The sequence below is a fragment of the Microbacterium sp. Ld4 genome, assembly GCF_045066555.1.
GTDB lineage: Bacteria > Actinomycetota > Actinomycetes > Actinomycetales > Microbacteriaceae > Microbacterium.
Map to the genome: position 1 here is coordinate 334,177 of NZ_JBISHE010000011.1, position 24,676 is coordinate 358,852.

20 protein-coding genes and 2 riboswitches are annotated in these 24,676 nt (G+C 70.1%); of the genes, 9 read left to right on the forward strand and 11 right to left on the reverse strand.

What is annotated here, in order from left to right; all coding sequences use genetic code 11:
* Position 1 precedes the first annotated feature (1 nt).
* The 6 genes from ACJJV7_RS08980 to ACJJV7_RS09005 form a co-directional block, all read right to left on the reverse strand.
* On the reverse strand, positions 2–985 hold the full coding sequence (locus ACJJV7_RS08980) for an ABC transporter permease (protein WP_405375538.1): 984 nt from the start codon (positions 983–985) through the stop codon (positions 2–4).
* A 227-nt stretch (positions 986–1,212) separates the two neighbouring features.
* The gene (locus ACJJV7_RS08985; RefSeq protein ID WP_405375536.1) at positions 1,213–1,737 is read right to left on the reverse strand and encodes a PH domain-containing protein; all 525 of its coding nucleotides are present in this window, start codon (positions 1,735–1,737) and stop codon (positions 1,213–1,215) included.
* Positions 1,738–1,831: 94 nt separating this feature from the next.
* Entirely contained in the window at positions 1,832–3,547 is a 1,716-nt protein-coding gene (locus ACJJV7_RS08990) for a dipeptide ABC transporter ATP-binding protein (RefSeq protein ID WP_405375535.1), read from the reverse strand.
* The gene (locus ACJJV7_RS08995) at positions 3,544–4,494 is read right to left on the reverse strand and encodes an ABC transporter permease (protein WP_405375533.1); all 951 of its coding nucleotides are present in this window, start codon (positions 4,492–4,494) and stop codon (positions 3,544–3,546) included. The genes ACJJV7_RS08990 and ACJJV7_RS08995 overlap by 4 nt, the downstream gene beginning before the upstream one ends.
* Entirely contained in the window at positions 4,484–5,413 is a 930-nt protein-coding gene (locus tag ACJJV7_RS09000; protein ID WP_405375531.1) for an ABC transporter permease, read from the reverse strand. The genes ACJJV7_RS08995 and ACJJV7_RS09000 overlap by 11 nt, the downstream gene beginning before the upstream one ends.
* 112 nt (positions 5,414–5,525) lie before the next feature.
* Positions 5,526–7,142 (reverse strand): ABC transporter substrate-binding protein, encoded by a 1,617-nt coding sequence (locus ACJJV7_RS09005; RefSeq protein ID WP_405375529.1) that lies wholly within the window; start codon positions 7,140–7,142, stop codon positions 5,526–5,528.
* A 366-nt stretch (positions 7,143–7,508) separates the two neighbouring features.
* Between ACJJV7_RS09005 and ACJJV7_RS09010 the strand changes: the two genes are divergently transcribed.
* From ACJJV7_RS09010 to ACJJV7_RS09030, 5 genes are all read left to right on the forward strand, one after another.
* On the forward strand, positions 7,509–8,666 hold the full coding sequence (locus tag ACJJV7_RS09010) for a M24 family metallopeptidase (protein WP_405375527.1): 1,158 nt from the start codon (positions 7,509–7,511) through the stop codon (positions 8,664–8,666).
* Positions 8,663–10,027: a M20/M25/M40 family metallo-hydrolase gene (locus ACJJV7_RS09015; RefSeq protein ID WP_405375525.1), complete on the forward strand. Its 1,365-nt coding sequence runs from the start codon at positions 8,663–8,665 to the stop codon at positions 10,025–10,027. Before ACJJV7_RS09010 ends, ACJJV7_RS09015 begins: the two co-directional genes overlap by 4 nt.
* Positions 10,024–10,566, forward strand: a complete 543-nt coding sequence (locus tag ACJJV7_RS09020) for an Lrp/AsnC family transcriptional regulator (protein WP_405375524.1) — start codon at positions 10,024–10,026, stop codon at positions 10,564–10,566. The genes ACJJV7_RS09015 and ACJJV7_RS09020 overlap by 4 nt, the downstream gene beginning before the upstream one ends.
* 75 nt (positions 10,567–10,641) lie before the next feature.
* Positions 10,642–11,436 (forward strand): CPBP family intramembrane glutamic endopeptidase, encoded by a 795-nt coding sequence (locus ACJJV7_RS09025; protein WP_405375522.1) that lies wholly within the window; start codon positions 10,642–10,644, stop codon positions 11,434–11,436.
* A 612-nt stretch (positions 11,437–12,048) separates the two neighbouring features.
* Complete coding sequence (locus tag ACJJV7_RS09030) at positions 12,049–12,675, forward strand: hypothetical protein (protein ID WP_405375520.1); 627 nt, start codon at positions 12,049–12,051, stop codon at positions 12,673–12,675.
* A 114-nt stretch (positions 12,676–12,789) separates the two neighbouring features.
* On the opposite strand, the gene gcvP is transcribed toward ACJJV7_RS09030, so the two are convergent.
* From gcvP to ACJJV7_RS09055, 5 genes are all read right to left on the reverse strand, one after another.
* A complete protein-coding gene (gcvP, locus tag ACJJV7_RS09035; RefSeq protein ID WP_405376193.1) occupies positions 12,790–15,612 on the reverse strand; it encodes an aminomethyl-transferring glycine dehydrogenase in 2,823 nt (940 codons plus the stop codon).
* Between the two features lie 53 nt (positions 15,613–15,665).
* Positions 15,666–16,046, reverse strand: a complete 381-nt coding sequence (gene gcvH, locus ACJJV7_RS09040) for a glycine cleavage system protein GcvH (RefSeq protein WP_405375518.1) — start codon at positions 16,044–16,046, stop codon at positions 15,666–15,668.
* Complete coding sequence (locus ACJJV7_RS09045; RefSeq protein WP_405375516.1) at positions 16,043–17,230, reverse strand: glycine cleavage system aminomethyltransferase GcvT; 1,188 nt, start codon at positions 17,228–17,230, stop codon at positions 16,043–16,045. Before ACJJV7_RS09045 ends, gcvH begins: the two co-directional genes overlap by 4 nt.
* A 10-nt stretch (positions 17,231–17,240) precedes the next feature.
* Complete coding sequence (locus ACJJV7_RS09050; RefSeq protein WP_405375514.1) at positions 17,241–18,599, reverse strand: L-serine ammonia-lyase; 1,359 nt, start codon at positions 18,597–18,599, stop codon at positions 17,241–17,243.
* 92 nt (positions 18,600–18,691) lie between these two features.
* Positions 18,692–18,782, reverse strand: a riboswitch (glycine riboswitch).
* A riboswitch (glycine riboswitch) is annotated at positions 18,783–18,869 on the reverse strand.
* A 74-nt stretch (positions 18,870–18,943) separates the two neighbouring features.
* The gene (locus ACJJV7_RS09055) at positions 18,944–20,113 is read right to left on the reverse strand and encodes a MarP family serine protease (RefSeq protein ID WP_405375512.1); all 1,170 of its coding nucleotides are present in this window, start codon (positions 20,111–20,113) and stop codon (positions 18,944–18,946) included.
* 138 nt (positions 20,114–20,251) lie between these two features.
* Here ACJJV7_RS09055 and ACJJV7_RS09060 point away from each other — a divergent pair, with 138 nt between their 5' ends.
* The 4 genes from ACJJV7_RS09060 to nadC are packed head-to-tail and all read left to right on the forward strand — an operon-like array spanning position 20,252 to position 24,675.
* Positions 20,252–20,935: an NUDIX hydrolase gene (locus tag ACJJV7_RS09060; RefSeq protein ID WP_405375510.1), complete on the forward strand. Its 684-nt coding sequence runs from the start codon at positions 20,252–20,254 to the stop codon at positions 20,933–20,935.
* A gap of 10 nt (positions 20,936–20,945) precedes the next feature.
* Positions 20,946–22,259: a quinolinate synthase NadA gene (nadA, locus tag ACJJV7_RS09065; RefSeq protein ID WP_405375508.1), complete on the forward strand. Its 1,314-nt coding sequence runs from the start codon at positions 20,946–20,948 to the stop codon at positions 22,257–22,259.
* A complete protein-coding gene (nadB, locus tag ACJJV7_RS09070) occupies positions 22,256–23,818 on the forward strand; it encodes an L-aspartate oxidase (protein WP_405375506.1) in 1,563 nt (520 codons plus the stop codon). The genes nadA and nadB overlap by 4 nt, the downstream gene beginning before the upstream one ends.
* Positions 23,818–24,675 carry a carboxylating nicotinate-nucleotide diphosphorylase gene (gene nadC / locus ACJJV7_RS09075; RefSeq protein WP_405376191.1) on the forward strand — a complete coding sequence of 286 codons (858 nt, stop codon included), beginning with the start codon at positions 23,818–23,820 and terminating at the stop codon, positions 24,673–24,675. The genes nadB and nadC overlap by 1 nt, the downstream gene beginning before the upstream one ends.
* The last annotated feature ends 1 nt before the right edge of the window (position 24,676 follow it).

The following is a 24,676-nucleotide window of genomic DNA, read 5'->3' on the forward strand; positions in this document are numbered from 1 at the left end:
GTCAGCTCCTCACTCGGGGGTCCAGCGCTGCATACATCGCCTCGGAGATGGTCGAGGACAGCAGGACGAGGACAGCGATGAACAGGGTGGAGCCCGCAGCCGCGTTGACGTCGTTCTTCGTGACGGCGTCGAGGGTGAACTGCCCCATGCCGCGCCAACTGAAGACGATCTCGAGCATCGCGGAGCCGGCGATCAGGGTTCCGAAGCTGTAGGCGAAGAATGTGGACATCGGGATCAGCGCGATGCGGACCCCGTGGCGGAAGAGCGCTTTGCTCCGAGGAAGGCCCTTGGCGCGCGCCGTGCGGATGTAGTCGGCTCCGAGGACGTCGAGCATCACGCTGCGCTGGTAGCGGGAGTAGCTCGCGGCGCCCATGAGGACGAGCGCGATCGTCGGGAGGAGCAGATGGATGGCCCGATCGAGCGCGAGATCCCACCAGCTTCCGCTGATCCCCGCACTGTACTCACCGGTGAAGGTGATCACCTGCACCCCGACCGCGTTGTTGAACGCCGTCGCGACGATCATGAGGAGCACGCCGATGACGAACGTGGGGGTCGCGAAGATCAGGAACGACGAGTAAGTGACGATCTGGTCGCTCGCTTTGTACTGCCGAACCGCTCCCCAGACGCCCAGGAGGACGCCGATGATCGCTCCGAGGATGGAGCCGATCAGGAGCAGGCGCAGGCTCGCGCCGGAGCGGGCGAGGATCTCGTCCGTGACGGGCTGGCCGCCGACGGTGATGCCGAGCGAGAACTGGGTGAACAGTCCCACCAGCCAGTTCCAGAGGCGGACGATCACGGGCATGTCCGGGCTCTGCCCGATCGCGGCGAGCGAGGCGTCGATCGACGCCTGCGGGGGCCGCGGGTTCATGCCGTAGTAACGGTCACCCGGCTTCAGGACGGTGCTCGCCAGGACGTACGCCATGCAGGTGGCGATGAGGCTGAGGATCGCGTAGTTCACGAACCTGCGGAGGACGTACAACGTCACTGGGCGGTCCCGGCGGAACGGATGCAGATAGACACGCTCATGGTGGTGGATCTTTCTCGGGCTGACGCTCGCGAGCGTCCGGAGGAACCGGAATCACATTCCGTTCGACGACACTAACTCGGACCTCGACTTTGATATGTCCGTGTCGGTAACTCTTTGTATGAACGTAACATTGCGTGACCTGCTTGCAAAATGCCTGTGAACGACGGCATCCGCGCGCAGTCCGCTCAGCCTATGGATCGGCTGATGATCACCGCGCCCAATGCCCAGCACGCGAGGACACCCAGGGCCAGCAGACTGCGAAGGTCCCATCGACGGACCACGTCTCCGCCGGAGGCGCCCGCCGACGCTGCGGCATCCCACTGCTCTCGGATCAGCTGAAGGTCTCGCACCGCGGTGGATTCGCGGCGCGGCGCGTCCGGTTCGGAACGGCGGGCGGGCCGCGGCGGACGCCCCGCGGCGGGACCTCCGAACGCGTTCACGACCGAGGAGTCGTCCACGGTGACACGGAGCTGGAACCTCATGCCGATGTCATGCACGCACCCCCAGGGGATGCGGATGACCCGGAGGAGATTCTGGACCGTGATCCCCTCCGCGTCGATCGCCACGTGCGAGGCGAAGGTCGCGACGTAGATGCCCCACAGCACCAGCAGCAGCCACGGCAGCAGCAGGAACGTCTCGAGCCACCCCGCGCGGACGATCGCGTCGACGATCAGCAGGGCGGTGATGATCGCGGCCGCGCCCAGCGACACCGGGCCGGATGCGGCACGGAAGACCCGAGGGGCGACGCGACCGGTTTCCCCGGAAGCCCCGCCCCTCGCATCGGACATCATCGGCGGATGCCGATCACGCGCCGAACTCGAATCCGGCGCCGGGGATGGCTGCCAGCAGCTCGCGCGTGTACTGCTCCTGCGAGTGGTCGAACACCTCGTCGGTGGTCGCCGACTCGACGAGCCGGCCCTGACGCATGACGCTCACGTTGTCCGCCACCAGGCGGACGACCGCGAGGTCGTGCGTGATGAAGAGGTACGTGAGGTCGAGCTCGGACTGCAGCTCGGTGAGCAGGTTCAGGATCTGCCCCTGCACCAGCACGTCGAGCGCGGAGACCGCTTCGTCGAGGACGAGGACGTCGGGCTTGAGGGCGAGCGCGCGGGCGACCGCGACGCGCTGGCGCTGTCCTCCCGACAGCTCGCTCGGGTATCGGTCGCGGGTGGCGGCGGGCAGCGACACCTGATCGAGGAGCTCGGTGACGCGGGCGGAGCGCTCCTTGGCGGTGCCGAACTTGTGCACGCGCATGGGTTCGGAGATCGTGTCACCCACGCTGTACTGCGGGTCGAGCGTGCCGTACGGGTCCTGGAACACCGGCTGCACGCGTCGACGGAACGCGAGCTCCTCAGCCCGGTTGAGACCGCCGAGCTTCTTGCCGTCGAAGGAGATCTCACCCGACGTCAGCGACTCGAGCTGCAGGAAGAGCTTCGCCAGGGTCGACTTGCCCGACCCCGACTCCCCCACGATGGCCGTCGTCGTGCCCTTGGCGACCGACAGGCTCACGTCGTCCACCGCGACGATCTCGCGCGACCTCAACCCGCCGGTGCGGATCTTGTAGACGCGGCGCGCGTTGCGGATGTCGATGAAGTCCTGCTGCGGCGCGACGACCTCGGCCTCGCGCTCCTCGGCGCGTGCGAGGTACTGCGCCGAGTCGCCGAACAGCTCGGTCTTCTCGTTGTGGCGCACCGCCTGCATGCGCCGTGACGCGAGGCTCGGGGCGGCGGAGACCAGCCGGCGGGTGTAGGGGTGCTTCGGGTCCGCGAGGATCTCGGCGGACGGGCCCGACTCGACGACCTTGCCGCGGTACATGACGACGAGGTGCTCCGCGCGTTCGGCCGCGAGGCCGAGGTCGTGCGTGATGAACAGGACCGAGGTGCCGTAGTCCGTCGTGAGCGTGCCCAGGTGGTCGAGGATCTGACGCTGCACCGTCACATCGAGCGCCGACGTGGGCTCGTCGGCGATCAGGAGCTTGGGCCGGGCCGACAGGCCGATCCCGATGAGCGCGCGCTGACGCATGCCACCCGAGAACTGGTGCGGGTACTGACGCATGCGATCACGCGCGTCGGGCAGGCCTGCCTCGGTGAGGACATCGGCGGCACGGTCGTTGATCGCGGCGCGACCGGTGGCCGAGCCGTTCGAACGGACGGCCTCGCGGACCTGGAACCCGACGCTCAGGACGGGGTTGAGGTTCGACATCGGGTCCTGCGGCACGTAGCCGATCTGCGAGCCGCGCACGCTCTGCAGCTCACGGGTCGACAGGGTCGCCAGATCCTGGCCCTCGAACATGATCGAGCCGTCGGTGATGCGGCCCGATCCGGGCAGCAGACGGATGATCGCCTGCGCCGTCGTGGACTTTCCGGAGCCCGACTCGCCGACGATCGCAACCGACTGCCGCGGGTAGATCGTGAGGTCGACGCCGCGGACGGCGGGGATGAGCCCGCCCTTGGTCTGGAATCCGACGTGGAGGTTGCGGATGTCGAGAAGGGGGGTCTCGGGGGACGTGGACTCGCTCATCGGCGGGCACGCTCCTTCGGGTCGAGGGCGTCGCTGACGACATCGCCCAGCATGAGGAAGGACAGCACGGTCAGCGACAGCGCGGCCCCGGGGTAGATCAGCTCCATGGGATTCGTCGTCAGCGACGCGCGGGCCTGGTTGATGTCATTGCCCCAGCTCATCACGTTGGTCGGGAGACCGATTCCGAGGAACGACAGGGTCGCCTCGGCCACGATGAACGTTCCGAGCGAGACGGTCGCCACGGCGATGACGGGAGCGAGTGCGTTCGGGAGGACGTGACGCAGCAGCACGCGCCACCGCGAGACGCCGAGCGCGATGGATGCCACGACGTAGTCGGCCTGCTTGGCGCTCATGACGGCGCCGCGCATGATGCGGGCGATCTGGGGCCAGGCGAAGACCGCGATGACCAGAGCCACGACGAGCGGGGTGCGGTCGGGGACGACGGACATGAACACGATCGCGCCGAGCACGGTCGGGATCGCGAAGAAGATGTCGCCGACGCGGGACAGGATCGCGTCGAGGAAGCCGCCGTAGTAGCCGGCGAGGGCGCCCACGATCGAGCCGAAGACGGTCACGATCAGCGTGGCGAGCGCACCGACGAGGACGGATGCCTGTGCCCCGAAGATGACGCGCGAGTACACGTCGCATCCCTGGCGGGTGAAGCCGAACGGGTGACCGGCAGCCGGGCCCTCGCTCGAGTTCTGGAGCAGGCAGTTGTCCGTCGGGGAGACCGGGGCGAAGACACCCGGGATGATCGCGACGATCATGATCATCAGGATCAGGACCGAGGAGACCCAGAACAGCGGCCGGCGACGCATCGCCTGCCACGCGTCGCTCCAGACGCTGCGGGGCTTGTCGGAGACGGAGACGGCGTCGATCGCCTGGAGCGGCGCATCTTCCTCGGAGGCGACGAAGTGCGCCTGATTGAGTCGAGCGTTACTTGGCATAGCGGATCCTCGGGTCGAGCCAGGCGTACAGAAGGTCAACGAGCAGGTTCGCCAGCATGATGATGATCACCATGATGGCGACGAAGGACACGACCGTGGGTCCTTCGCCGATCGTGATGGCACGGTAGATCGTGCCGCCGACGCCGTTGATGTTGAAGATGCTCTCCGTGACGATCGCGCCGACCATGAGCGAGCCGAGGTCGACACCGAGGTAGGTCACGACGGGCACCAGCGAGTTGCGGAGCACGTGGACGGTGACCACGCGGGGGCGGCTGAGGCCCTTCGCGGTCGCGGTGCGGACGTAATCGGCCGAGAGGTTCTCCGCAACGGACGACCGCGTGAGACGCACGATGTAGGCGAACGACACCGAGGCGATGACGATCGCGGGGAGGATCAGCTCACTCCACGGCGCCTCGGCGCTCACGGTGGTGCGCGCCCAGCCCAGCCGGATGCCGAAGATCAGCTGGAGGACCGAGCCGATCACGAAGGTCGGGACCGAGATGAGCAGAAGGCTCACGACGAGGATGCTCGCGTCGAAGAACTTGCCCTTGCGAAGACCTGCGATCAGGCCCACGAGGATGCCGAGGACGGCCTCCATGGCGAGGGCCAGGAGGGCGAGGCGCGCCGTGATCGGGAAGGCGTTCGCCATCACGTCCGCGACGGGCCGGCCGGAGAAGGTCGTGCCCCAGTCGCCCTGGACGAGATCGCCGAGGTACAGGAAGTACTGCACGATGAACGGCTTGTCGAGGTTGTATTGCGCCCGAACGGCTTCGATCGCTGCGGGAGACGGCTGACGGTCGCCGTACAGGGCGGCGATCGGGTCTCCTGGCAGAAGGAAGACGAGGGCGTAGATCAGGAGGGTCGCCCCGAAGAAGACGGGGATCAGCTGCAAGAGCCGTCGACCGATGTACCAGAGCATCGACGAAAATCCTAAGTGAGGGTAGCGGGTGAAGGGCGGGTTCCGGTCAGCACAGTGTCCGGGACGCTACGCGCCCCGGACACCGTACTCCACTGTTTACCGAGTGCTGAATTCAGCCCTTGGTGATGAGGTGGTAAAGCGGAACCGAGTCCCAGCCGAACTCGACGTCGTTCACGCCGTCAGCCCACACGCCGACTGCGTTCGAGTACCACAGCGGGATGCTGGGGAGATCCTTCATCAGCATCTCCTGAGCCTCTTCGTAGAGGCCTGCAGCGTCCTCGACGGACGGAGCAGCAGCGGCCTCTTCGAGCTTGGCGTCGAACTCGGGGTTCGTGTAGCCCTCGTAGTTCGAGCTGGCACCGGTCGAGTACTGCGCCGACAGGAAGTTACCCTGCGAGGGGTAGTCCGCCTGCCAGCCCGCACGGGTCGCACCGGGCAGGGTGCCCGAGGTGCGGAGGTCGAGCGCTGCGGCGAAGGTCGGGAACGGCTGACCCTCGGCGTCGATCCCCAGCGTGTTGGAGATGCTGTTGGTCACGGCGTCGACCCAGGCCTGGTGGCCTCCGTCGGAGTTGTACGCGAGCTGGAAGGTGCCCTCGTACGGCGAGATCGCCTCAGCCTCGGCCCACATGGCCTTGGCCTCTTCGGGGTTGTAGTCGAGGACCTCGGATCCGGGGAGCGAGTCCGACCAGCCCTCGACGACCGGCGACGTGAAGTCGGTCGCGGGGGTGCGGGTGCCCTGGTAGATCTTGTCGGTGATCTCTTCGCGGTTGATCGACATCGAGATCGCCGCGCGGCGGAGCTGGCCCTCTTCATCCTGACCGAAGTGGTCGATGTAGAAGGGGATGTTGAAGCCCTGGTAGATCGCGGCCGGCTGGTTCACCGAGCGCTCGGGGAAGTCGGTCTCATAGGTGCCGAAGGCGGTGTCGGGGACCGTGTCGAGGACGTCGAGGTTGCCGCCCTGCGCGTCTGCGTAGGCTGCGTCGAGGCCGGTGTAAAAACGGATGTCGAGACCGCCGTTGGCAACCGCACGAACACCCTTGTAGTCGGGGTTCTTCTTGAGGGTGATGCCCTCGTTGTGCCGCCATGCGCCCTCTTCCTGGAGCATGTACGGGCCGTTGCCGATGGGGTTCTCGCCGAAGGCTTCCATGTCCTCGAACGCGACGGAGGGAAGCGGCATGTAGGCGGTGTAGCCGAGGCGCAGCGGGAAGTCCGCGTCGGGTGCCTTGAGGGTGACGGTGAACGTCATGTCGTCGACGACCTCGAGACCGGTCGGAGCGGCGCTGCCGTCTTCGGTCGCGCCCTCGATCGTGTTGAACCAGTAGGCGCCGTTGGGGTCCTGCGCACCGGCGGTCCAGGTGTCGACGAAGGTCTTCGCCGTGATGGCCTCGCCGTTGGTGAACGCCCAGCCGTCGGCGACCTTGATGGTCCAGACGACGTTGTCGTCGCTCTCGATCGACTCGGCGACCTCGTTCTCGATCTGACCGTCGGCGTCGTAGCTGACCAGACCTGCGTACATCGCGGTCAGGATCTTTCCGCCGCCCACCTCGGTGGTGCCGTAGGTGATCAACGGGTTCTGGGGCTCGTTGCCGTTCGTGGTGATGATGGCGGCGCTGTCACTCTCGCTGCCCTCTTCAGCCGGGGTCTCGGCGGACTGCGAGCAGCCGGCAAGCGTGAGCGTGACTACGGACGCGAGTGCGAATGCACTGAGCCCCAAACGTCGTCGCGACATGGTTCCTCCTGGATTACGGGTACGTGGCACAGCAGCCCCGGCAGCGGTGCCGGCGCGGAAATGCGCACGAGTTGGCACCCCGACGATATGCCGCTGTCAGCGCCGGGGGCGCACCACGGGCGAAAACGTTACACGTCGGCAACAAAGGGGTGGCCGGCTTGGGCCGTCTGTTCACACCGGCGGCGAACATGTGCGCGATTAGCCCAGTCGGGCTTGCGGGGCCACGCGCAGGCATCGGCATCGGCCGTTCGATATGCGGCATCCGGCGGCGGCTGCGCTTTCGAATCGGAGGTTTCGATGGGGAGTGACCGGCGCGATGTAAAGCGACTGTTACGCTCGTGGTGCCACCCGGACGAGAGGACCCCCATGAGCGACGCCGTCATGATTTTCGCGAGCACCGAAGCCGCGGACATGCGCCACGTGATCCCCCACGACGTGCACGACCCCTTCCTCTACATGGAGGTGGACGGCGCGGCCCACACGGCCATCAAGTCCCTCGAAGCCGCCCGCATGCGAGAGGTCGACGGCATGACCGTCCACCCGCTCGACGAGCTGGGGTTCGATGATTTCCGCGCGGCCGGCGAGGACCCCGACACCGCCGAGCTGAGCACCCTCGTCGAGCTGTGCCGCCGCCTCGGCGTGACCCGCGGGCTGGTGCCGCCGACGTTCCCGCTCGAGGTCGCCGACCACCTGCGGGCTGCGGGCCTCGACATCGCCGTCGACCGACGCCTCTTCGTCGACCGTCGCCGGGTGAAGACCCCGCACGAACTCGCCGGCATCCGCCGCGCTCAGATCGCCGCCGAAGCGGGCGTCTCGCTCGTGGCGGACGCGATCGACCGCGCCGACGTCGCGGACGACGGCGGCCTCATGCTTGACGGCGTGCCCCTGACGTGCGAAGACCTGAAGGACCGTATCCGGGCGGTCTACCTCCGCAACGGATGCGAGGACGCCGGCATGATCGTCGCCCACGGCGCACAGACCTGCATCGGCCACCACGCCGGATCGGGGCAGATCTACGCGGGCGAACCGGTCACCGTGGACATCTGCCCGCGTGACATCGCCTCGGGCGGCAACTCCGACATGACGCGCACCTTCGTCAAGGGCGAGATCGACGAGGAGCTCGCCTTCTACTACCGGATCGTCAAGGAGTCGTTCGACGCGACGCTCGCTGCGATCCGCCCGGGTCTGCCCGTCGCCGAGCTCCACCGCATCTCCTGCGCGCCGATCGAAGCCGCCGGTCAGCCGACGCAGCTCACGAAGAAGCCGGGCGAGGTGCTCGACGAGGGCTACTTCCACAGCCTCGGCCACGGGGTCGGCCTCGAGGTCCACGAGCCGCCGAGCCTGAACCAGAACGACGCCGTGCTCGTGGTCGGCGACGTCATCGCGATCGAGCCCGGCTGCTACCGGCAGGGCTTCGGCGGAGTGCGCCTCGAAGACATCGTGCTGGTGACCGAGGACGGCTACGAGCTCATCTCGGACTACCCGTACGAGCTGACACCCGTCTCGCTCCCCCGCGGCAAATGAGCGCGGCACGCGACCCTCGGATCGACGAGGCGGCAGACGCGATCGTCGCGGAGTGGCAGGCCCTCTGCCGCTTCCCGACGGTCGCCGGAGACCTGGAGGCCATCGGCGAGGCCGCCGACTGGATCGAGGAGCGGCTGGCTCCCCTCATGGACCGGGTCGAGCGGCGGGAGATCCCCGGCTACGGACCGGTGCTCATGGGATTCCGCCGGGGCCGGAGCGAGCGGACGCTGCTGCTGTACAACCACTACGACGTCCAGCCCGAGGGGGATCTCGGCCGGTGGACCTCGCCGCCCTACGCCGCGGAGATCCGGGGCGGGGCGATGTATGCACGCGGCGCGTGCGACGACAAGGCGGACGCCGCCGGCAGGCTCACCTCGCTCCGGCTGTGGATCGACGAGCACGACGGCGACCTTCCGTTCAGCGTGATCTACCTCGCCGATCCGTGCGAGGAGATCGGCAGCCCCGGCCTCGACGACGTCCTCGCGGAGTATGCCGACCGCCTCGCCGCCGACGCGTGCCTGTGGGAGAGCTACCTGCGCGAGGAGGACGGCCGGCCGGCGATCGGCTTCGGATGCCGGGGGTCGCTCGAGGTCGAGCTGTCGCTGACGACGCTGGTATCCGCGCAGCATCCGTCGTATGCCTCGATCCTCCGGTCGGCGCCGCTCGAGCTGATGAGCGCGATCTCGTCGCTCCGCCACGCCGACGGACGCATCGCGGTGGCCGGGTTCGCCGACCACGCGGTCGTCGCCGACGACGCGGCGCGCAGCCGGACGGCCGAGGTGACGGTGCCCGGTCCGTCGATCGCTGCCCCCGGCGTCTCGCCGCACCTGCCGATCGAGGCGGACGAGCTGTCGACCCGCTTCATCTACGAACCCTCGATGAGCCTGTCGGGCTTCGATCTCGACCCGGGCGTGCGCCAGAGCATCCCCGCGTCGTGCACGGCCCGCGTGCGATTCGGTCTCGTCCCCGGCATCGACCCCGCCGCCGCCTACGAGGCCGTGCGCGCGCACGTGACCGCGGTCAACCCCGATATCGGGCTCAGCCTCGTGCGGGCGATGGCGCCCGCCTACTCCCCCGTCGAATCGACCTTCGGGGAGGCCGTCGTGCGAGCGGCGCGGTCGGCGTTCCGCGCCGAGCCCGTCGTCTACGACGTCATGACCGGCGCCGGCCCGGGCGCCCTGTTCCTCGGCCACCTCGGAGCGCCGATCATCTCGCCGACCGGCACCCTCCGCCCCGCCGGCAACATGCACGGCTACGACGAGCACGGCTATGTCGAGGACTTCCTCGACCACGTGCAGTTCACGCTCGACATCCTCCGCGAACTCGACCGCGGCGGTTTCGCGGAAGAGGTGCCGGCATGAGCGACGACGGCTCCCTCCGCTCACTCCTCGAGCCCGAGCGCGAGGCGCTCGACCTCGACGACGTCGACCGGCGCATCCTGCACCGGCTCCACGAGGACGCCCGCGCGTCACTGCGGAGCATCGCCGGCGATGTCGGCATGTCCGCTCCGGCCGTGGCGGAGCGGATCGCACGTCTCGAGCGCGGCCACGTGATCCGTCGCCACACGGTCGAGCTCGACTGGGCGGCGCTCGGGTACCCGATGCTCGTCGTGGTGCCGATCCGCCTGGCGGCGACGACGGACGCCGGGGCGGTGCTCGACCGTCTGCGGGAGATCCCGGCTCTCACCGAGGTGCTCGTGCTCGCGGCGGGGTACGACCTGATGGCGCGCTTCCGGGTGCGCGATCACGCCGACCTCCAGCGCCTGCTCATCGAGCGCATCTGGCCGATCCCGGGCATCGAGCACGCGGAGACCATGCTGTCCATCGGACGCCTCGCCGATCCGACTCCGCTCCGCCACGTGCTGGCCACCGAAGCCCCCCTGAAGCGCCGCCGCGGCTGACGGCGCTGACGAAGACCCTATGAATCCGGATGCCGCCGCGTCGCCCCGGCGGCGCGGCGTGGCATCCTGCGGCTCGTGCCCGGATCCTCAGACCTCGCCCCCGTGGCGGCCGTGAGCCGCCGCCGGCTCGGGTGGGAGATCGCCATCGTCCTGGCGCTTTCGCTCGGACGGTCCGCCGTGTTCTCGCTGCTGGCGCTCATCGAAGCGCTCACGCGCGCGCCGCTCGGGGGTCAGCAGACCTCGATAAATCCGGGCGCCGGGGCGTCGGAGGCCTTCGACGTCGCAGAGCAGGTGCTGTCGTATCTGTTCGGGCTCGCTCCCGTGGCGCTCGCGATCTACCTCCTGTGGGACCCGGTACGGAGCGGATTCGCGAAGATCGGACTGACCTTCGCGAGGTTCGGGCGCGACCAGTGGGGAGGACTCCTCCTCGTCGTCGTCATCGGCGTGCCAGGTCTCGCCCTCTACGCCGCCGGCCGGGCGCTCGGGATCACGATCCAGGTGGACGCCTCGCCGCTCGACTCGTCGTGGTGGACGATTCCGCTCCTGCTTCTCGCCGCCCTCCGCGCGGGCCTGCTGGAGGAGGTCGTCATGGTCGGGTACCTGTTCGACCGCCTGCGGCTGCTCGGGTGGAACACCTGGACGATCATCCTCTCCACCGCCATGCTCCGCGGCGCGTACCACTCGTATCAGGGCTTCGGGCCGATCATCGGCAACATCGCGATGGGCATCGTCTTCGGCTGGGTCTACCACCGCTGGGGGCGGGTGATGCCGCTCGTGATCGCGCACGTCACGATCGACGTCATCGCCTTCGTCGGGTATCCCCTCGCGGCCGCCTGGTGGCCGGGCGTCTTCGCTCCCCCGGGCTCCTGACAGGCCGCGCCCCGTCCCCCTCCCCGAGACTGCTTCCCGGCGCCGACACGGCGGAGGCTCGCGCTGTCTCGGCGCGACGGTGGTGTGTCGCCGGAGGGGCGGGCGAGCGGCCAGGCGACCGCGGACGACGGGGCAGACGGAGCCACCGGCTCCTCCACACGCGGAGTCGAGGCCGAGGTGACAGGGGAGATCGGGATCGGATGCCGGTCGGGCCCGGCGGGAGAGCACGCTGGGCCGATGAACGCGCCACCAGAGTGCCGTCCCGCCCCCGTGCTGCTGATCCCGGGGCGATCGACGCCCCACCCCGAGCGCCGTGTCGCGCGCGGGGAACTGGTGAGAGTCGAAGCGGGCGTCTTCGCGCCTGCCGCCGCGTGGCAACGCTTACCGGCATGGGATCGGTACCTCGCGAGAGTGCACGCCCATACGCTCGTCCGACCTGGGGCGGTGTCATCGCATGAGTCCGCGGCCGCCCTTTGGGGCCTACCCGTCTTCGCGGAGCCCACACATGTCCACGTTCTCGGCGACCGGCATGCCACGTCGCGCGTCAGCGCAGGGGTGCGGACGCACTCGACCGCCGACGCACGGGAGATCATGATGATCAGGGGGCGAGGGGTGACCTCGATCAGCGAGACCGTGGTCGATCTCGCGCGCTCCCGGCATCCTGCGGTCGCACTCGCCGTCGCTGACGCGGCCCTCCGGATCGACCGCTCGCTCACAGTCGGGCACCTGGTCGCGGTGAACGAGGCACGCGCCAGCAGCCGCGGACGAAGGCTCGCCCGGTGGGTGCTCGCGCGGGCCACGCCCCTCGCCGAGACTGCGCTGGAGTCCGTCAGCCGCGCGGCCATCGAGTGGCTCGGCTTCGAGGAGCCGTCGCTGCAGTGGTCGGTGCGACACGACGACGGCTCCGTGGATCGTGCCGACTTCCGGTGGCAGTCGTGCGATGCGGTCGGAGAGGCCGACGGACGCGTCAAGTACAGCGGTCGGTTCGGTGACCCTGGAGCGGTGTACGTAGCGGAGAAGCGGCGCGAGGACCGGATGCGGCGACGCGTGCGTGGCTACGCGCGATGGGGATGGCGAGAGGTATCCGTCACGCACGAGTTAGCCGCGATCCTCCAGGATGCGGGGCTTCGACGAGGTCGACCGGAGCAGGCACCTCCCCTGTTCTCCCTGCGCGGAGCGATAAACGGGCACCGCACGCCACACATCCACGACCACCCGGCATCCCCCAGCACTGTCTGACACGACCCGCGAGGATGCAGCGGCGCGCCGAAACCGCGGCAATGACCGCCGTCTCGGCGCACAGCTGCATTCTCGCCTGCGGAGGGCCTGGGCCGGATCAGGCGGCCGGTCGGATCAGGCGAAGGCCTCGATCGGCGGGCAGGCGCACACGAGGTTGCGGTCGCCGTAGGCGTTGTCGATGCGCCGGACCGGCGGCCAGTACTTCGAGCGGATCAGGGTCCGCACGGGGTAGACGGCCGTCTCCCGCGAGTAAGGATGAGCCCACTCGGTGGTGATCACCGCTTCGGCGGAGTGCGGGGCGTTGACGAGCGGGTTGTCGCGGGCGGGCCACTCCCCCGCCGCGACCGCGTCGGCCTCCGCCTTGATCGCGATCATGGCCTCGACGAAGCGCTCGAGCTCGGGCAGGTCCTCCGACTCCGTCGGCTCGACCATGAGCGTGCCCGCAACCGGGAACGACATGGTCGGGGCGTGGAAGCCGTAATCGATCAAGCGCTTCGCGACGTCGTCCACCGTGATCCCGGTCGCCTCCTTCAACGGTCGCAGATCGAGGATGCACTCGTGGGCGACGAGACCCCCCTCGCCCGCGTAGAGCACCGGGTAGTGGTCCTTCAACCGCAGCGCCACGTAGTTGGCCGCCAGCACCGCGGCGCCCGTCGCCGCCCGGAGCCCGTCGGCGCCCATCATGCGCACGTACGACCAGGAGATCGGAAGGATCGACGCAGAGCCGTACGGCGCCGCCGAGACCGGCCCCCCGTCGAACACGAAGCCGCCCGCGTGCTCCGCGCGCTGGGCGAGCGGATGGGAGGGCAGGAACGGCGCGAGGTGCGCCTTCGACGCGACCGGGCCCACGCCCGGGCCGCCGCCGCCGTGCGGGATCGCGAACGTCTTGTGCAGGTTGAGGTGCGATACGTCGCCGCCCAGGTCGCCGAAACGCGCGAAGCCGAGCAGGGCGTTGAGGTTCGCGCCGTCGACGTACACCTGGCCGCCCGCCTCGTGCACCGCGCCGGTGACATCGACGACGTCCTGCTCGTAGACGCCGTGCGTCGACGGATAGGTGATCATCAAGGCGGCGAGGTCCTCGGCGTTCGCCGCCACCTTCGCGCGCAGATCGTCGAGGTCGACGTTGCCGGCCTCGTCGCACGCGACGACGACGACCCGCATGCCCGCGAGCACGGCGGATGCCGCGTTCGTGCCGTGTGCCGACGACGGGATCAGGCAGACGTCGCGGTGCTGGTCGCCGCGCGAGTGGTGGTAGCCGCGGATGGCGAGAAGACCCGCGAGCTCGCCCTGCGAACCGGCGTTGGGCTGCAACGACACCGCGTCGTAGCCGGTCACGTCGGCCAGCCAGGACTCGAGCTGCTCGATCATCACGAGGTAGCCCGCGACGTCTTCGAGCGGCGCGAACGGGTGCACGCGGGCGAACTCCGGCCACGACACCGCAGCCATCTCGGTCGCGGCGTTCAGCTTCATGGTGCACGAGCCGAGCGGGATCATCCCGCGGTCGAGCGCGTAGTCGCGGTCGGCGAGCTGCTTGAGGTAGCGCATCATCGCCGTCTCGGACCGGTGGGTGCGGAAGACCGGGTGAGTCAGGTACTCGTCCTGGCGACGCAGCGCCTCGGGCAGGTGCGCGTTCCGATCGCGCAGCGCGACGAAGACCCGGGATGCCGTGATGCCGAACACCTGGGCGATGGAGTGCAGATCGGCGACCGTGGTCGTCTCGTCGAGCGAGATGCCGACCGAGTCGCTGTCGCGGAACCAGAGCTGGTAGCCGCGTTCGCGCGCTGCGGCCACCGTCTCCTCGGCCCTGCCGGGAGTGCGCACCACGAGCGTGTCGAAGAACGACTCGTGCAGCACCGAGGCGCCCGACTCGACCAGCCAGTCGCGCAGCAGCGCGGTCTTGGCCGTCAGCTCCTCCGCGATCGAGCGGAGCCCGTCGGGACCGTGGTAGACCGCGTACATCGAGGCCATGACGGCGAGGAGGACCTGCGCGGTGCAGATGTTCGAGGTGGCCTTCTCACGGCGGATGTGCTGCTCACGGGTCTGCAGCGAGAGCCGGTAGGCGGGGTTGCCGACGGCATCCACCGACACGCCCACGAGGCGACCGGGGAGCTGACGCTCGAGTCCCTTGCGCACGGCCAGGTAGCCCGCGTGCGGACCGCCGAACCCCATGGGCACGCCGAACCGCTGCGTCGTGCCGACGGCGATATCCGCGCCCATCGATCCGGGCGAGCGCAGGAGCGTCATCGCGAGGAGGTCGGCCGCGACCACGGCGAGCCCGCCGCGCTCGTGCACCGCGGCGATCGCTGCGGTCGGGTCCCAGACCCGCCCGGAGGCGCTCGGGTACTGGATGAAGACCCCGAAGGCGTCGGGAACCGCGCGGTCTGCTTGTCCGCCGGCGTCTTCCCAGACGCGGAAGTCGACCTCCTGCACCTCGACTCCCAGGGCTGCCGCCCGGTGCGCGAGCAGTGCCTTGGTCTGCGGGAACGCGTCGGAATCGACGAGGAAGACGTTCGACGCCGCCTTCGACGCGCGTCGCGCGAGCAGCATCCCCTCCACCACCGCCGTGGACTCGTCGAGCATCGACGCGCCCGCCGTGGTGAGCCCGGTGAGGTCGGTGACCATCGTCTGGAAGTTGATGAGCGCCTCGAGCCGGCCCTGTGAGATCTCGGGCTGGTAGGGCGTGTAGGCGGTGTACCACGAGGGGTTCTCGAGCACGTTGCGCTGGATCACCGACGGCGTGATGGTGTCGTAGTAGCCGAGCCCGATCAACGATCGCGCGACCCGGTTCTGGGCGGCGAGATCGCGGAGCTCCGCGAGAGCCTCGGCCTCGGATGCCGCCGGCGGAATCACGCTGTCGCGCGAGGTCACCGCGATCGCGTCGGGGATCGCCCTCTCGACGAGAGCGTCGATGGAGTCGAAGCCCACCGCGCGGAGCATCTGCTCCTGCGCGGCGGCGTCCGTGCCGATGTGGCGGTCGCGGAAGGTCGCGCTCACGCCTCGCCGCCCGTCAGGGCCACGTAGCCGTCGTGGTCGAGGAGGTCGGCCGGCGCCGCCCCGTCGAGTCTGATCTTCACGAGCCAGGCGTCGAACGCGCCGGCGTTGACCGACGAGGGGTCGTCGACGACGGCGTCGTTGATCTCGACGATCTCCCCCGTCAGGGGGGCGAACAGCTCGCCCACCGACTTGGTCGACTCGATCTCTCCCACGACGGAGCCGGCGCTCACGCTCGTACCCACGGCGGGGAGCTCGACGAAGACGACATCACCGAGCTTCTCCGCGGCGAAATCGGTGATGCCGACGGTGGCGATGTCGCCGTCGAAGGCGATCCACTCATGCTCGGCGGTGTACGAGAGGGCGGTGGGGTCGGTCATTTCTGTCTCCGATAGAAGGGAAGGGCGGTGACGGTCGCGGGGATGCGGGTTCCGCGCACGTCGAGGGAAAGGATGGTGCCCACAGCGGCTGCCGAGGGGGCGACGAACGCCATGGCGATGGGGTGTCCGAGGGTCGGGCTGAGGGCTCCGGAGGTGACCTCGCCGACCGGGTCGTCTCCGTCGAGGACCGCGTAGCCGGCGCGTCCGGCACGGCGCCCCTCCGCGACGAGCCCGACGAGGACAGGGAGTTCGGCGGTGTCACGGGCGTCGAGTCCGGCTTTGCCGACGAAGTCGTCCTTGTCGGCGGCGACGGCGCGGCCGAGGCCTGCCTGGGCGGGCACGATGTCCGGCCCCAGTTCGTGGCCGTACAGCGGCATTCCCGCCTCGAGGCGGAGCGTGTCCCGGGCGGCGAGTCCGGCAGGGACGAGCCCGTGCGCGGCGCCGGCGGCCGAGAGCGACTGCCACAGCGCGGCGGCCGTCGCGTTCGGCACCAGGAGCTCGAAGCCGTCCTCGCCGGTGTAGCCGGTACGCGCGATGAGCAGGCTCCGTCCGTCGAACTCCCCCGACGCCCAGGCGTAGTACGGCAGGTCGGCGAGCACCGGGTCGACGCCGGCGATGCCGTCGGTCGCCTCGATGATCGCGCGCGCGGCCGGGCCCTGAACGGCGATCAGCGACATCGCGTCGGTCAGGTCGGTGATCTCGGGCACGTGCGCGCCCGCCACGAAGGCGAACGAGCCGTCGGGGGCGACCGGCGGCGTCCACTGCTCCGACCAGGAGTCGGCGGCCGCGGAGAGCGACGCGGCGACGGCGCTCCGGTTTCCGGCGTTCGCGATGATGAGGAACTCGCCGTCTGCGATCCGGTACACGATGACGTCGTCGACGATCCCGCCGCCCGAGGCGAGGACGAAGGAGTATTTCGCCTTGCCCACCTTCATCGTGGAGATGCGACCGGCGAGGGCGTAGTCGAGGAACCCCGCGGCATCCGGGCACACGATGCGGAACTCCGCCATGTGGGAGATGTCGAACAAGCCCGCCGCCTGACGGACAGCGTGGTGCTCCGCGAGATCCGAGGTGTAGCGCACCGGCATCAACCAGCCGCCGAAATCGGTGAAGGACGCGCCCAGGCTCTCGTGCACCTCGTGCAGGGGGGAACGTCTCGGCTCGGCCGTGGGGGTGTCTGTCATGGTTCTCCGCTCAACATTCCACGACGCTCACGGCGAGTCCGCCGAGGGCCGTCTCTTTGTACTTGCTGCTCATGTCGCGTCCGGTCTCGCGCATCGTCACGATGACCTCATCGAGGGAGACCCGGTGCGTGCCGTCGCCCCACAGGGCCATCTTGGCGGCATTGATCGCCTTCGCTGCGGCGATCGCATTACGTTCGATGCACGGGATCTGGACGAGTCCGCCGATCGGGTCGCAGGTGAGTCCGAGGTTGTGTTCCATCGCGATCTCAGCGGCGTTCTCGACCTGGCGGGGCGTTCCGCCGAGCACCTCGGCGAGTCCCGCGGCCGCCATCGATGACGCCGAGCCGACCTCGCCCTGACAGCCGACCTCGGCGCCGGAGATCGACGCGCGGGCCTTGTACAGGATGCCGATCGCGGCAGCGGTGAGGAGGTACGGCTCGACGATCGCCGCGCGGGGGCGACCGGCAGCGGCGTAGTGCGTCGCGTAGTGCAGGACGGCGGGGATGATCCCCGCCGCGCCGTTGGTGGGGGCGGTGACGATGCGACCACCCGACGCGTTCTCCTCGTTGACGGCGAGGGCGACGAAGTTCACCCATTCCTGCCAGAGCGCCGGATCATCGCCCTCCGGATCGGCGGCGAGCAGCCGCTCGCGCCAGCGCGGCGCACGCCGCGTCACGTTCAGGCCGCCCGGCAGCATCCCCTCGCGAGCAGCGCCCGAGGCGACGCTGTCCGCCATCACGTCCGCGAGGTGGGCGATGCCCGCGCTGATCGCGTCGTCGGTACGCGTCACCCGCTCGTTGCGGCGCTGGATCTCGGCCATGGAGACCCCCTCGCGCTCGCAGTGCGCGAGCAGCTCCGCGCCCGTCTCGAAGGGGAACGGCACCGGCACCGGCTCGGCCTGCGGCGGACGCTCTCCGCTGCGCAGGATGAACCCGCCCCCGGTCGAGTAGTAGATCGCCTCATCGACGGCCGCCCCGGCGGCATCCGTCGCGATCACGCGCATGCCGTTGCTGTGCCCCGGGAGCTCGGTGAGCGGATGCAGGACGATGTCCTCTTCGCGGAGCGCCACGTCGCGGACGCCGCCGAGCCGTATCCGTCCCGTCTCCCGCATCGCGGCGACGCGCTCCTCCACGACGGCGGGGAGGACCTCGTCGGGCCGGAGTCCCTCGAGCCCGAGCAGCACGGCGGAGAACGTGCCGTGTCCTCGCCCGGTCGCGGCGAGCGACCCGTAGAGGTGGACCTCGACGGCGACGACGGCGCGCGCATCGAGTCGATCGATGAAATCGGATGCCGCGCGCATCGGCCCCACCGTGTGCGAGCTCGAGGGCCCGATGCCGACGGTGAAGAGGTCGAAGACGCCGATGCTCATGAGCGCGCTTCGATGGGCACCGGCGGGGGTGCAGTGGATGAGAACGAGTGGATCACGGGGAACTCCTGACGGCGCAACGATGTGCGGAGAGTTCCTCCCCCTCTGTCATAGGCCTGAGAGATTTCACGGGTGGTGCCCGCTTGCCCCGTCGGCGGGCACACGGGTGCCGCTTTTCAGAGTGACCATGTCGGCTCGGTACGGGGGCCTGAGAGATTCCGGGGAGGGATTGCTCCTTCGGCAGCCGCGAGCGGCTTCTCCCGAGCAGACGTGATGGTCCGGTGTTCGATTTGCGCCGAGCCTACCACCGCGTCGCGTCGCGCACAGGGCCCCCGTCGTCGGTGGCGTCAGCGCGTGCAGGCGCCCGACGAGACGGCGTCGCCGGTGACGGATGCCTCGAGGGCGGGGGCGAGCTCTGCCGTCGTCATGGCGTAGCCGCGCTGCTCGTCGTCCTCTCCGCGGGCGAAGACCACGCCGGCGACCTCGCCGTCCTCGGTGAGGATCGGCCCGCCGGAGTTGCCCGGCCGCACATCGGCTTCGAGCGCGTAGATCTGGCGCGGGGAGGCGTCCTCGTCGTAGATGTCGGCGACGAGCGCGCTGCCGACCGACAGGACGTAGGCGACGCCGCTGGTGAACGGGCCGCCCAGGGGGTACCCCTGCACGGCGACCGATGTGCCCGCGGCGACAGGGTCGATGATGGTCAGCGGCTCGGCATCGAGCCCCGGTGCGGCGATGACGGCGAGGTCGTCGGTGGCGTCGAAGTACACGATGCGGCCTTCGACGGCCTCGCGACCGGGAAGCTCGATCACCGGGGTCTCGACGCCCGCGACGACGTGGGCGTTCGTGATCACCATGCCGGGCGCGGCGACGAAGCCCGACCCGGTCAGCGAGGCGCCGCAGGCGTACGCGTTTCCGCTGATCCGGGCGACGGATGCCCCCGCGCGTTCCAGCTCGGGGTCGTCGAGCGCGACAGGCGGTGCCGTGGGCTCGACCTCGGGGGCGAGGAGCTCTCCCACGCGCGGGATCCCCTCCTCGACGATGAAGCCGCGCAGCTCGGCGAGCGCCGTGTCGACGGGCTCGGGGGTGACGGCGTCGATGATCCCGATCACGCGCGACGACGCGACGGCGGGCGCCACCCCCGGCATGCCCGAACCCACGATGGCGCCGGAGACGAGAGTGACGATCACGGCTGCGGCCGCGGTGTTCACGACGCCGCCGAGCACACGATCGATGGCGCCGAGCTTCGCACGGTCGACGCCGCGCCGCAGACGCGCGCCCACGGCCGTGCCGATGCCGGCGAGCACAGCCACGATCGCCAGGGCGATGAGCGCGAGAACGAGGCTGCGGTACTCCCAGTCGGTGAACGCGGGCGCGATCACGGGGGTGAGCCACACGGCGATGATCGCCCCGAGCACGACACCCACCAGCGTGCCGGCGGTGGCGACGAGTCCGCGGAGCAGGCCGCCGAACAGCGCGGCGATGAGCACGAGTACGACGATGATGTCGACGACGAGCACGGACGGCCTCCCAGGCGAGGCGTGACGACGGACTGTCGATTCCTCACCGCCAGAGTAGAGCCGAACGCCTGTGAGTCCGCGGAACTTGCCCTTCGTGTCGTCATGACTCTAAGATCGATCCCGGAGGTTAGAGTCACGATGACACGAACAAGCGAGCCCAGCGGCATCCGCGTGGCCGTCTCGACCGTCATCTTCAGCCGGCGGCGCGAACCCTCGGCCGAGGATGCCCGCATCGTGATCCCCCTCGTCAAGCGCACCCGAGCCCCGCACGAGGGGCAGTGGGCGCTCCCCGGCGGATGGGTGCTCACCGACGAGGACGTCGAGGCGACGGCATCCCGCACCCTCGCCGAGACCACCGGGCTCGCACCCAGCTACCTCGAGCAGCTGTACGCGTTCGGGGACGTCGGCCGCTCCCCCGGCCGCGTCGTGTCGATCGTCTACTGGGCACTCGTCCGAGAAGACCTCTCCCGTGCCGCCGAGCAGCACAACGTCGCCTGGTTCGACGCCGCCGACCTGCCCCCGCTCGCGTTCGACCACAACGCGATCGTCGGCTACGCCCTCTGGCGCCTCCAGAACAAGGTCGGCTACAGCCGCATCGCGCACGGGCTGCTGCCCGACCTGTTCACCCTCGCCGACCTCCGCGAGGTCTACGAGACGATCCTCGGCCGCCGCCTCGACCCCGCGAACTTCCGCCGGCAGGTCGAGAATTCGGGAACCCTCATCCCCACGGACGGCTTCCGCAGCGGCAACCACCGCCCCGCACGCCTCTACCGCTACAACCAGGACGTCGAGCTCGCCGACCGTGGCCCGCTCCCGCAGTGAAGGACCCGACATGACTGCATCCCCCCTCACCCTCCAGCCCCGTCCCGTCGACCCGAGCGTCGATCACGGGATCCAGGCGATCGTCGCCGGCGCCACGACGGCGGAGACGTGCAATACCGACCTCGCCGAGGGGCCGTGGACCTTCGACACCCGGCCGGGCTACGGGCCGGGGTCGTCGATGGGCGACGTCATCCCCACCGGGGCACCCCGACAGGGGCAGCTCCCGGCCGAGTACCGCGAGGCGAGCGAGATCGAGCTCTCCGCCCGCATCACGGCCGCGAAGGCGATCCTCGGCGAGCGCGTCGTGGTGCTGGGGCACTTCTACCAGCGCGAGGAGGTGATCGTCCACTCCGACTACGTGGGCGACTCGTTCCAGCTCGCGAACGCCGCCCTCGAGCACCCGGATGCCGAGGCGATCGTGTTCTGCGGTGTGCACTTCATGGCCGAGACCGCGGACCTGCTCTCCCGCCCCGAGCAGGCGGTCATCCTCCCGAACCTCGCTGCCGGTTGCTCCATGGCCGACATGGCCGACATCGATCAGGTCGAGGAGTGCTGGGAGCAGCTCGCCGAGGTGTACGGCGACCTCGACGCCCGGGACGCCGACGGGCTCGTCCCGGTGATCCCTGTGACCTATATGAACTCCTCCGCCGCGATCAAGGGCTTCGTCGGGCGTCACGGCGGCATCGTCTGCACGTCGTCGAACGCGCGGACCGTGCTCGAGTGGGCGTTCGCCCGCGGGCGCCGCGTGCTGTTCTTCCCCGACCAGCACCTCGGCCGCAACACCGCCAAGGCGATGGGGGTGCCGCTGGAGCAGATGCCCATGTGGAATCCGCGCAAGCCGCTCGGCGGGTCGACCGAAGCCGAGGTGGATGCCGCCCGCGTCATCCTCTGGCACGGCTTCTGCTCGGTGCACCGCCGTTTCACGGTCGGTCAGATCGAGCAGGCCCGCGCAGAGCACCCCGGCGTCCGGGTGATCGTGCACCCGGAGTGTCCGATGGACGTCGTGGACGCTGCCGACGAGGCGGGGTCGACGGACTACATCCGGAAGGCGATCGCTGCGGCATCCGAGCCCACGACCTTCGCGATCGGCACCGAGATCAACCTCGTCCAGCGGCTCGCGGCCCAGTTCCCGCAGCACACGATCTTCTGCCTCGACCCCGTCGTGTGCCCGTGCTCGACGATGTACCGGATCCACCCCGGCTACCTCGCCTGGATCCTCGAGGGTCTCGTCGCCGGCGAGGTCCGCAACCGCATCACCGTTCCCACGGACGTCGCCGCTCCGGCCCGCGTCGCCCTCGAGCGGATGCTCGCGGCCAAGCCATGACCCGGGTCGTCGTCGTCGGATCGGGTATCGCCGGACTCACCGCCGCCCTCACGGCGAGCGCCCACGGCGCGGACGTGACGCTCGTGACGAAGGCCGGCGTCCGCGAGTCGAACACGCGCTATGCGCAGGGCGGTATCGCCGGAGTCACCGACCCTGCGGACAGCGTCTCGGCCCACCTCGATGACACGATCCGCGCCGGCGCCGGACTCACGGATGCCGCGGCGGCCCGGGTGCTCGTCGAGGAGGGCCCAGCGCGCATCGGCGACCTGGTGACGGCCGGTGTGCCGTTCGACCGGGCACCCGACGGGCGCTTCGCCGCGGGCCTGGAGGGCGCGCACTCGTTCGCCCGCATCCTGCATGCCGGCGGCGATGCCACGGGCGCGGCGATCGAGGAGGCCCTGGTCGAGCGGCTGCGGCGCAGCGATGTGACCGTGCGGGAGTGGACGCTGCTGGTCGACGTCATCGTCGAGGGCGGCCGGGCCGCCGGGGTCGGTCTGCTCACCGGCGACGCGCGCGCCCGTCTCGACGCGGACGCCGTCGTGCTGGCGACGGGTGGGGCGGGGCAGCTGTACGCGCACTCCACGAACCCGTCGGTCGCCACCGGAGACGGTATCGCCGCCGCGCTGCGGGCCGGCGCCGCCGTCCGCGACCTGGAATTCGTCCAGTTCCATCCCACGGTCCTCGCCGTGGGAGAGGCGTTCCTCGTCTCCGAAGCCGTCCGCGGCGAGGGCGCCGTCCTTGTCGACGAGGCGGGCCACCGGGTGATGGCCGGTGTGCACCCGGAGGGCGACCTCGCCCCGCGCGATGTGGTCGCCCGTGCGATCGCCGACACCATGGCGCGGCAGGATGGCCGTCCCGTCCTGCTCGACGCGACCGGGATCCACAGCGACGATCCCGCCGAACGCGCGGCGTTCCTCGCCCGCCGGTTTCCGACGATCGACGCGGCGCTCCGGGCGCGCGGCATCGCCTGGGCGACGAAGCTCGTCCCGGTGACCCCGGCGGCGCACTACCTGATGGGCGGCGTCGCGACCGACCTCGACGGCCGCACGAGCGTCCGTGGCCTCTACGCGGCCGGAGAGGTCGCCTGGACCGGCGTCCACGGCGCGAACCGGCTCGCGTCGAACTCCCTCCTCGAAGGCGCCGTGTTCGGAGCCCGGGCAGGCGCGGCCAGCGTCGCCGGCGCCGCAGGTCCCTGGCGGGGGCCCACCCTGCCCCCGTCGAGCGCATCCGATGGCCCTGCCCCCGCAGCGCTCCCGGCGCTGTCGGCACCGGCGTTCGACCGGCGCGCGCTGCAGGAGCTGATGTGGCGGGATGCCGGCGTCACCCGCACCCGCGACGGTCTCGCCCACGCCGCGGACACCCTGGCGGCGTGGCGTGCGGCCCCACGGTCTCCGCACCGCACCGCGGAGTTCGAGGACGAGAACCTCCTGACGGTGGCAGAGCACGTCGTCGCCGCGGCGGCAGCGCGAACGCGATCCGTCGGGGCGCACCACCGCAGCGACACCGAGACCGGCGCCGTCCTGAGTACGGCCCTGAACGAATGGGAGGGTGCCGCATGATGCTGTCACCGGCTGTGATCGATCGCGTGGTCTCGGCGGCGCTCGAGGAGGACGCGCCCTGGGGCGACCTGACGAGCGAGACCCTCATCCCGGCAGAGCTCTTCGCCCGCGCCGAACTCGTCGCCCGCGAACCCGGCACGTTCAGCGGCGGGGAGGTGTTCGCGGCGGCCTTCCGGCTCACGAGCCCCGCGGCAGCCGTCGACCTGCGGATCGCCGATGGCGCCGCCTTCACGGCCGGCACAGTCCTGGCCGTCGTTCAGGGTCCTGCGCGGGCCGTCCTCACGGCGGAACGGGTGGGACTCAACTTCGCGCAGCGGATGACGGGGATCGCGACCCTCACCGCCCACTACGTCGCGGCCGTCGCCGGCACCCGGGCGCGGATCGTCGACACCCGCAAGACCACCCCGGGTCTGCGCGCGTTCGAGCGGCACGCGGTGCGCAGCGGCGGTGGGCACAACCACCGGTTCTCGCTGTCGGATGCCGTCATGGCCAAGGACAACCACCTCGCCGTCCTCACCCGTTCGGGGCTGCCCGTGACCGAGGCACTGACCGCGGCGATCTCGAGGCTCCCCCACACCGCCCACGTCGAAGTGGAGGTCGACCGGCTCGATCAGATCGACGCCGTGCTCGCCGCCGGCATCGGGACCATCATGCTCGACAACTTCTCCCTGTCCGACCTCCGCGCCGGCGTCGCCCGTGTCGCCGGTCGCGCGACCGTCGAGGCCTCGGGCGGCGTCTCCCTCGAGACGGTGGCGGCCATCGCGGCCACGGGCGTCGACGTCATCTCGGTCGGCGCGCTCACGCACTCGGCGCGTGCGCTCGATCTCGGGCTCGACATCTCCCTCGGCGAGGACTGAG

Bases quoted from the DNA above. Each gene is read 5' to 3' on its own strand.
- ACJJV7_RS09015 (WP_405375525.1), top strand. From the start codon at position 8,663: ATGAGCGCGGCACGCGACCCTCGGATCGACGAGGCGGCAGACGCGATC.
- ACJJV7_RS09020 (WP_405375524.1), top strand. From the start codon at position 10,024: ATGAGCGACGACGGCTCCCTCCGCTCACTCCTCGAGCCCGAGCGCGAG.
- gcvH (WP_405375518.1), bottom strand. From the start codon at position 16,046: ATGACCGACCCCACCGCCCTCTCGTACACCGCCGAGCATGAGTGGATC.
- ACJJV7_RS08995 (WP_405375533.1), bottom strand. From the start codon at position 4,494: ATGCCAAGTAACGCTCGACTCAATCAGGCGCACTTCGTCGCCTCCGAG.
- nadB (WP_405375506.1), top strand. From the start codon at position 22,256: ATGACCCGGGTCGTCGTCGTCGGATCGGGTATCGCCGGACTCACCGCC.
- ACJJV7_RS09060 (WP_405375510.1), top strand. From the start codon at position 20,252: ATGACACGAACAAGCGAGCCCAGCGGCATCCGCGTGGCCGTCTCGACC.
- ACJJV7_RS08990 (WP_405375535.1), bottom strand. From the start codon at position 3,547: ATGAGCGAGTCCACGTCCCCCGAGACCCCCCTTCTCGACATCCGCAAC.
- nadC (WP_405376191.1), top strand. From the start codon at position 23,818: ATGCTGTCACCGGCTGTGATCGATCGCGTGGTCTCGGCGGCGCTCGAG.
- ACJJV7_RS09050 (WP_405375514.1), bottom strand. From the start codon at position 18,599: ATGAGCATCGGCGTCTTCGACCTCTTCACCGTCGGCATCGGGCCCTCG.
- gcvP (WP_405376193.1), bottom strand. From the start codon at position 15,612: ATGCTCCGCGCGGTGGGCTTCGACTCCATCGACGCTCTCGTCGAGAGG.
- ACJJV7_RS09000 (WP_405375531.1), bottom strand. From the start codon at position 5,413: ATGCTCTGGTACATCGGTCGACGGCTCTTGCAGCTGATCCCCGTCTTC.
- ACJJV7_RS09010 (WP_405375527.1), top strand. From the start codon at position 7,509: ATGAGCGACGCCGTCATGATTTTCGCGAGCACCGAAGCCGCGGACATG.
- ACJJV7_RS09045 (WP_405375516.1), bottom strand. From the start codon at position 17,230: ATGACAGACACCCCCACGGCCGAGCCGAGACGTTCCCCCCTGCACGAG.
- ACJJV7_RS09005 (WP_405375529.1), bottom strand. From the start codon at position 7,142: ATGTCGCGACGACGTTTGGGGCTCAGTGCATTCGCACTCGCGTCCGTA.
- nadA (WP_405375508.1), top strand. From the start codon at position 20,946: ATGACTGCATCCCCCCTCACCCTCCAGCCCCGTCCCGTCGACCCGAGC.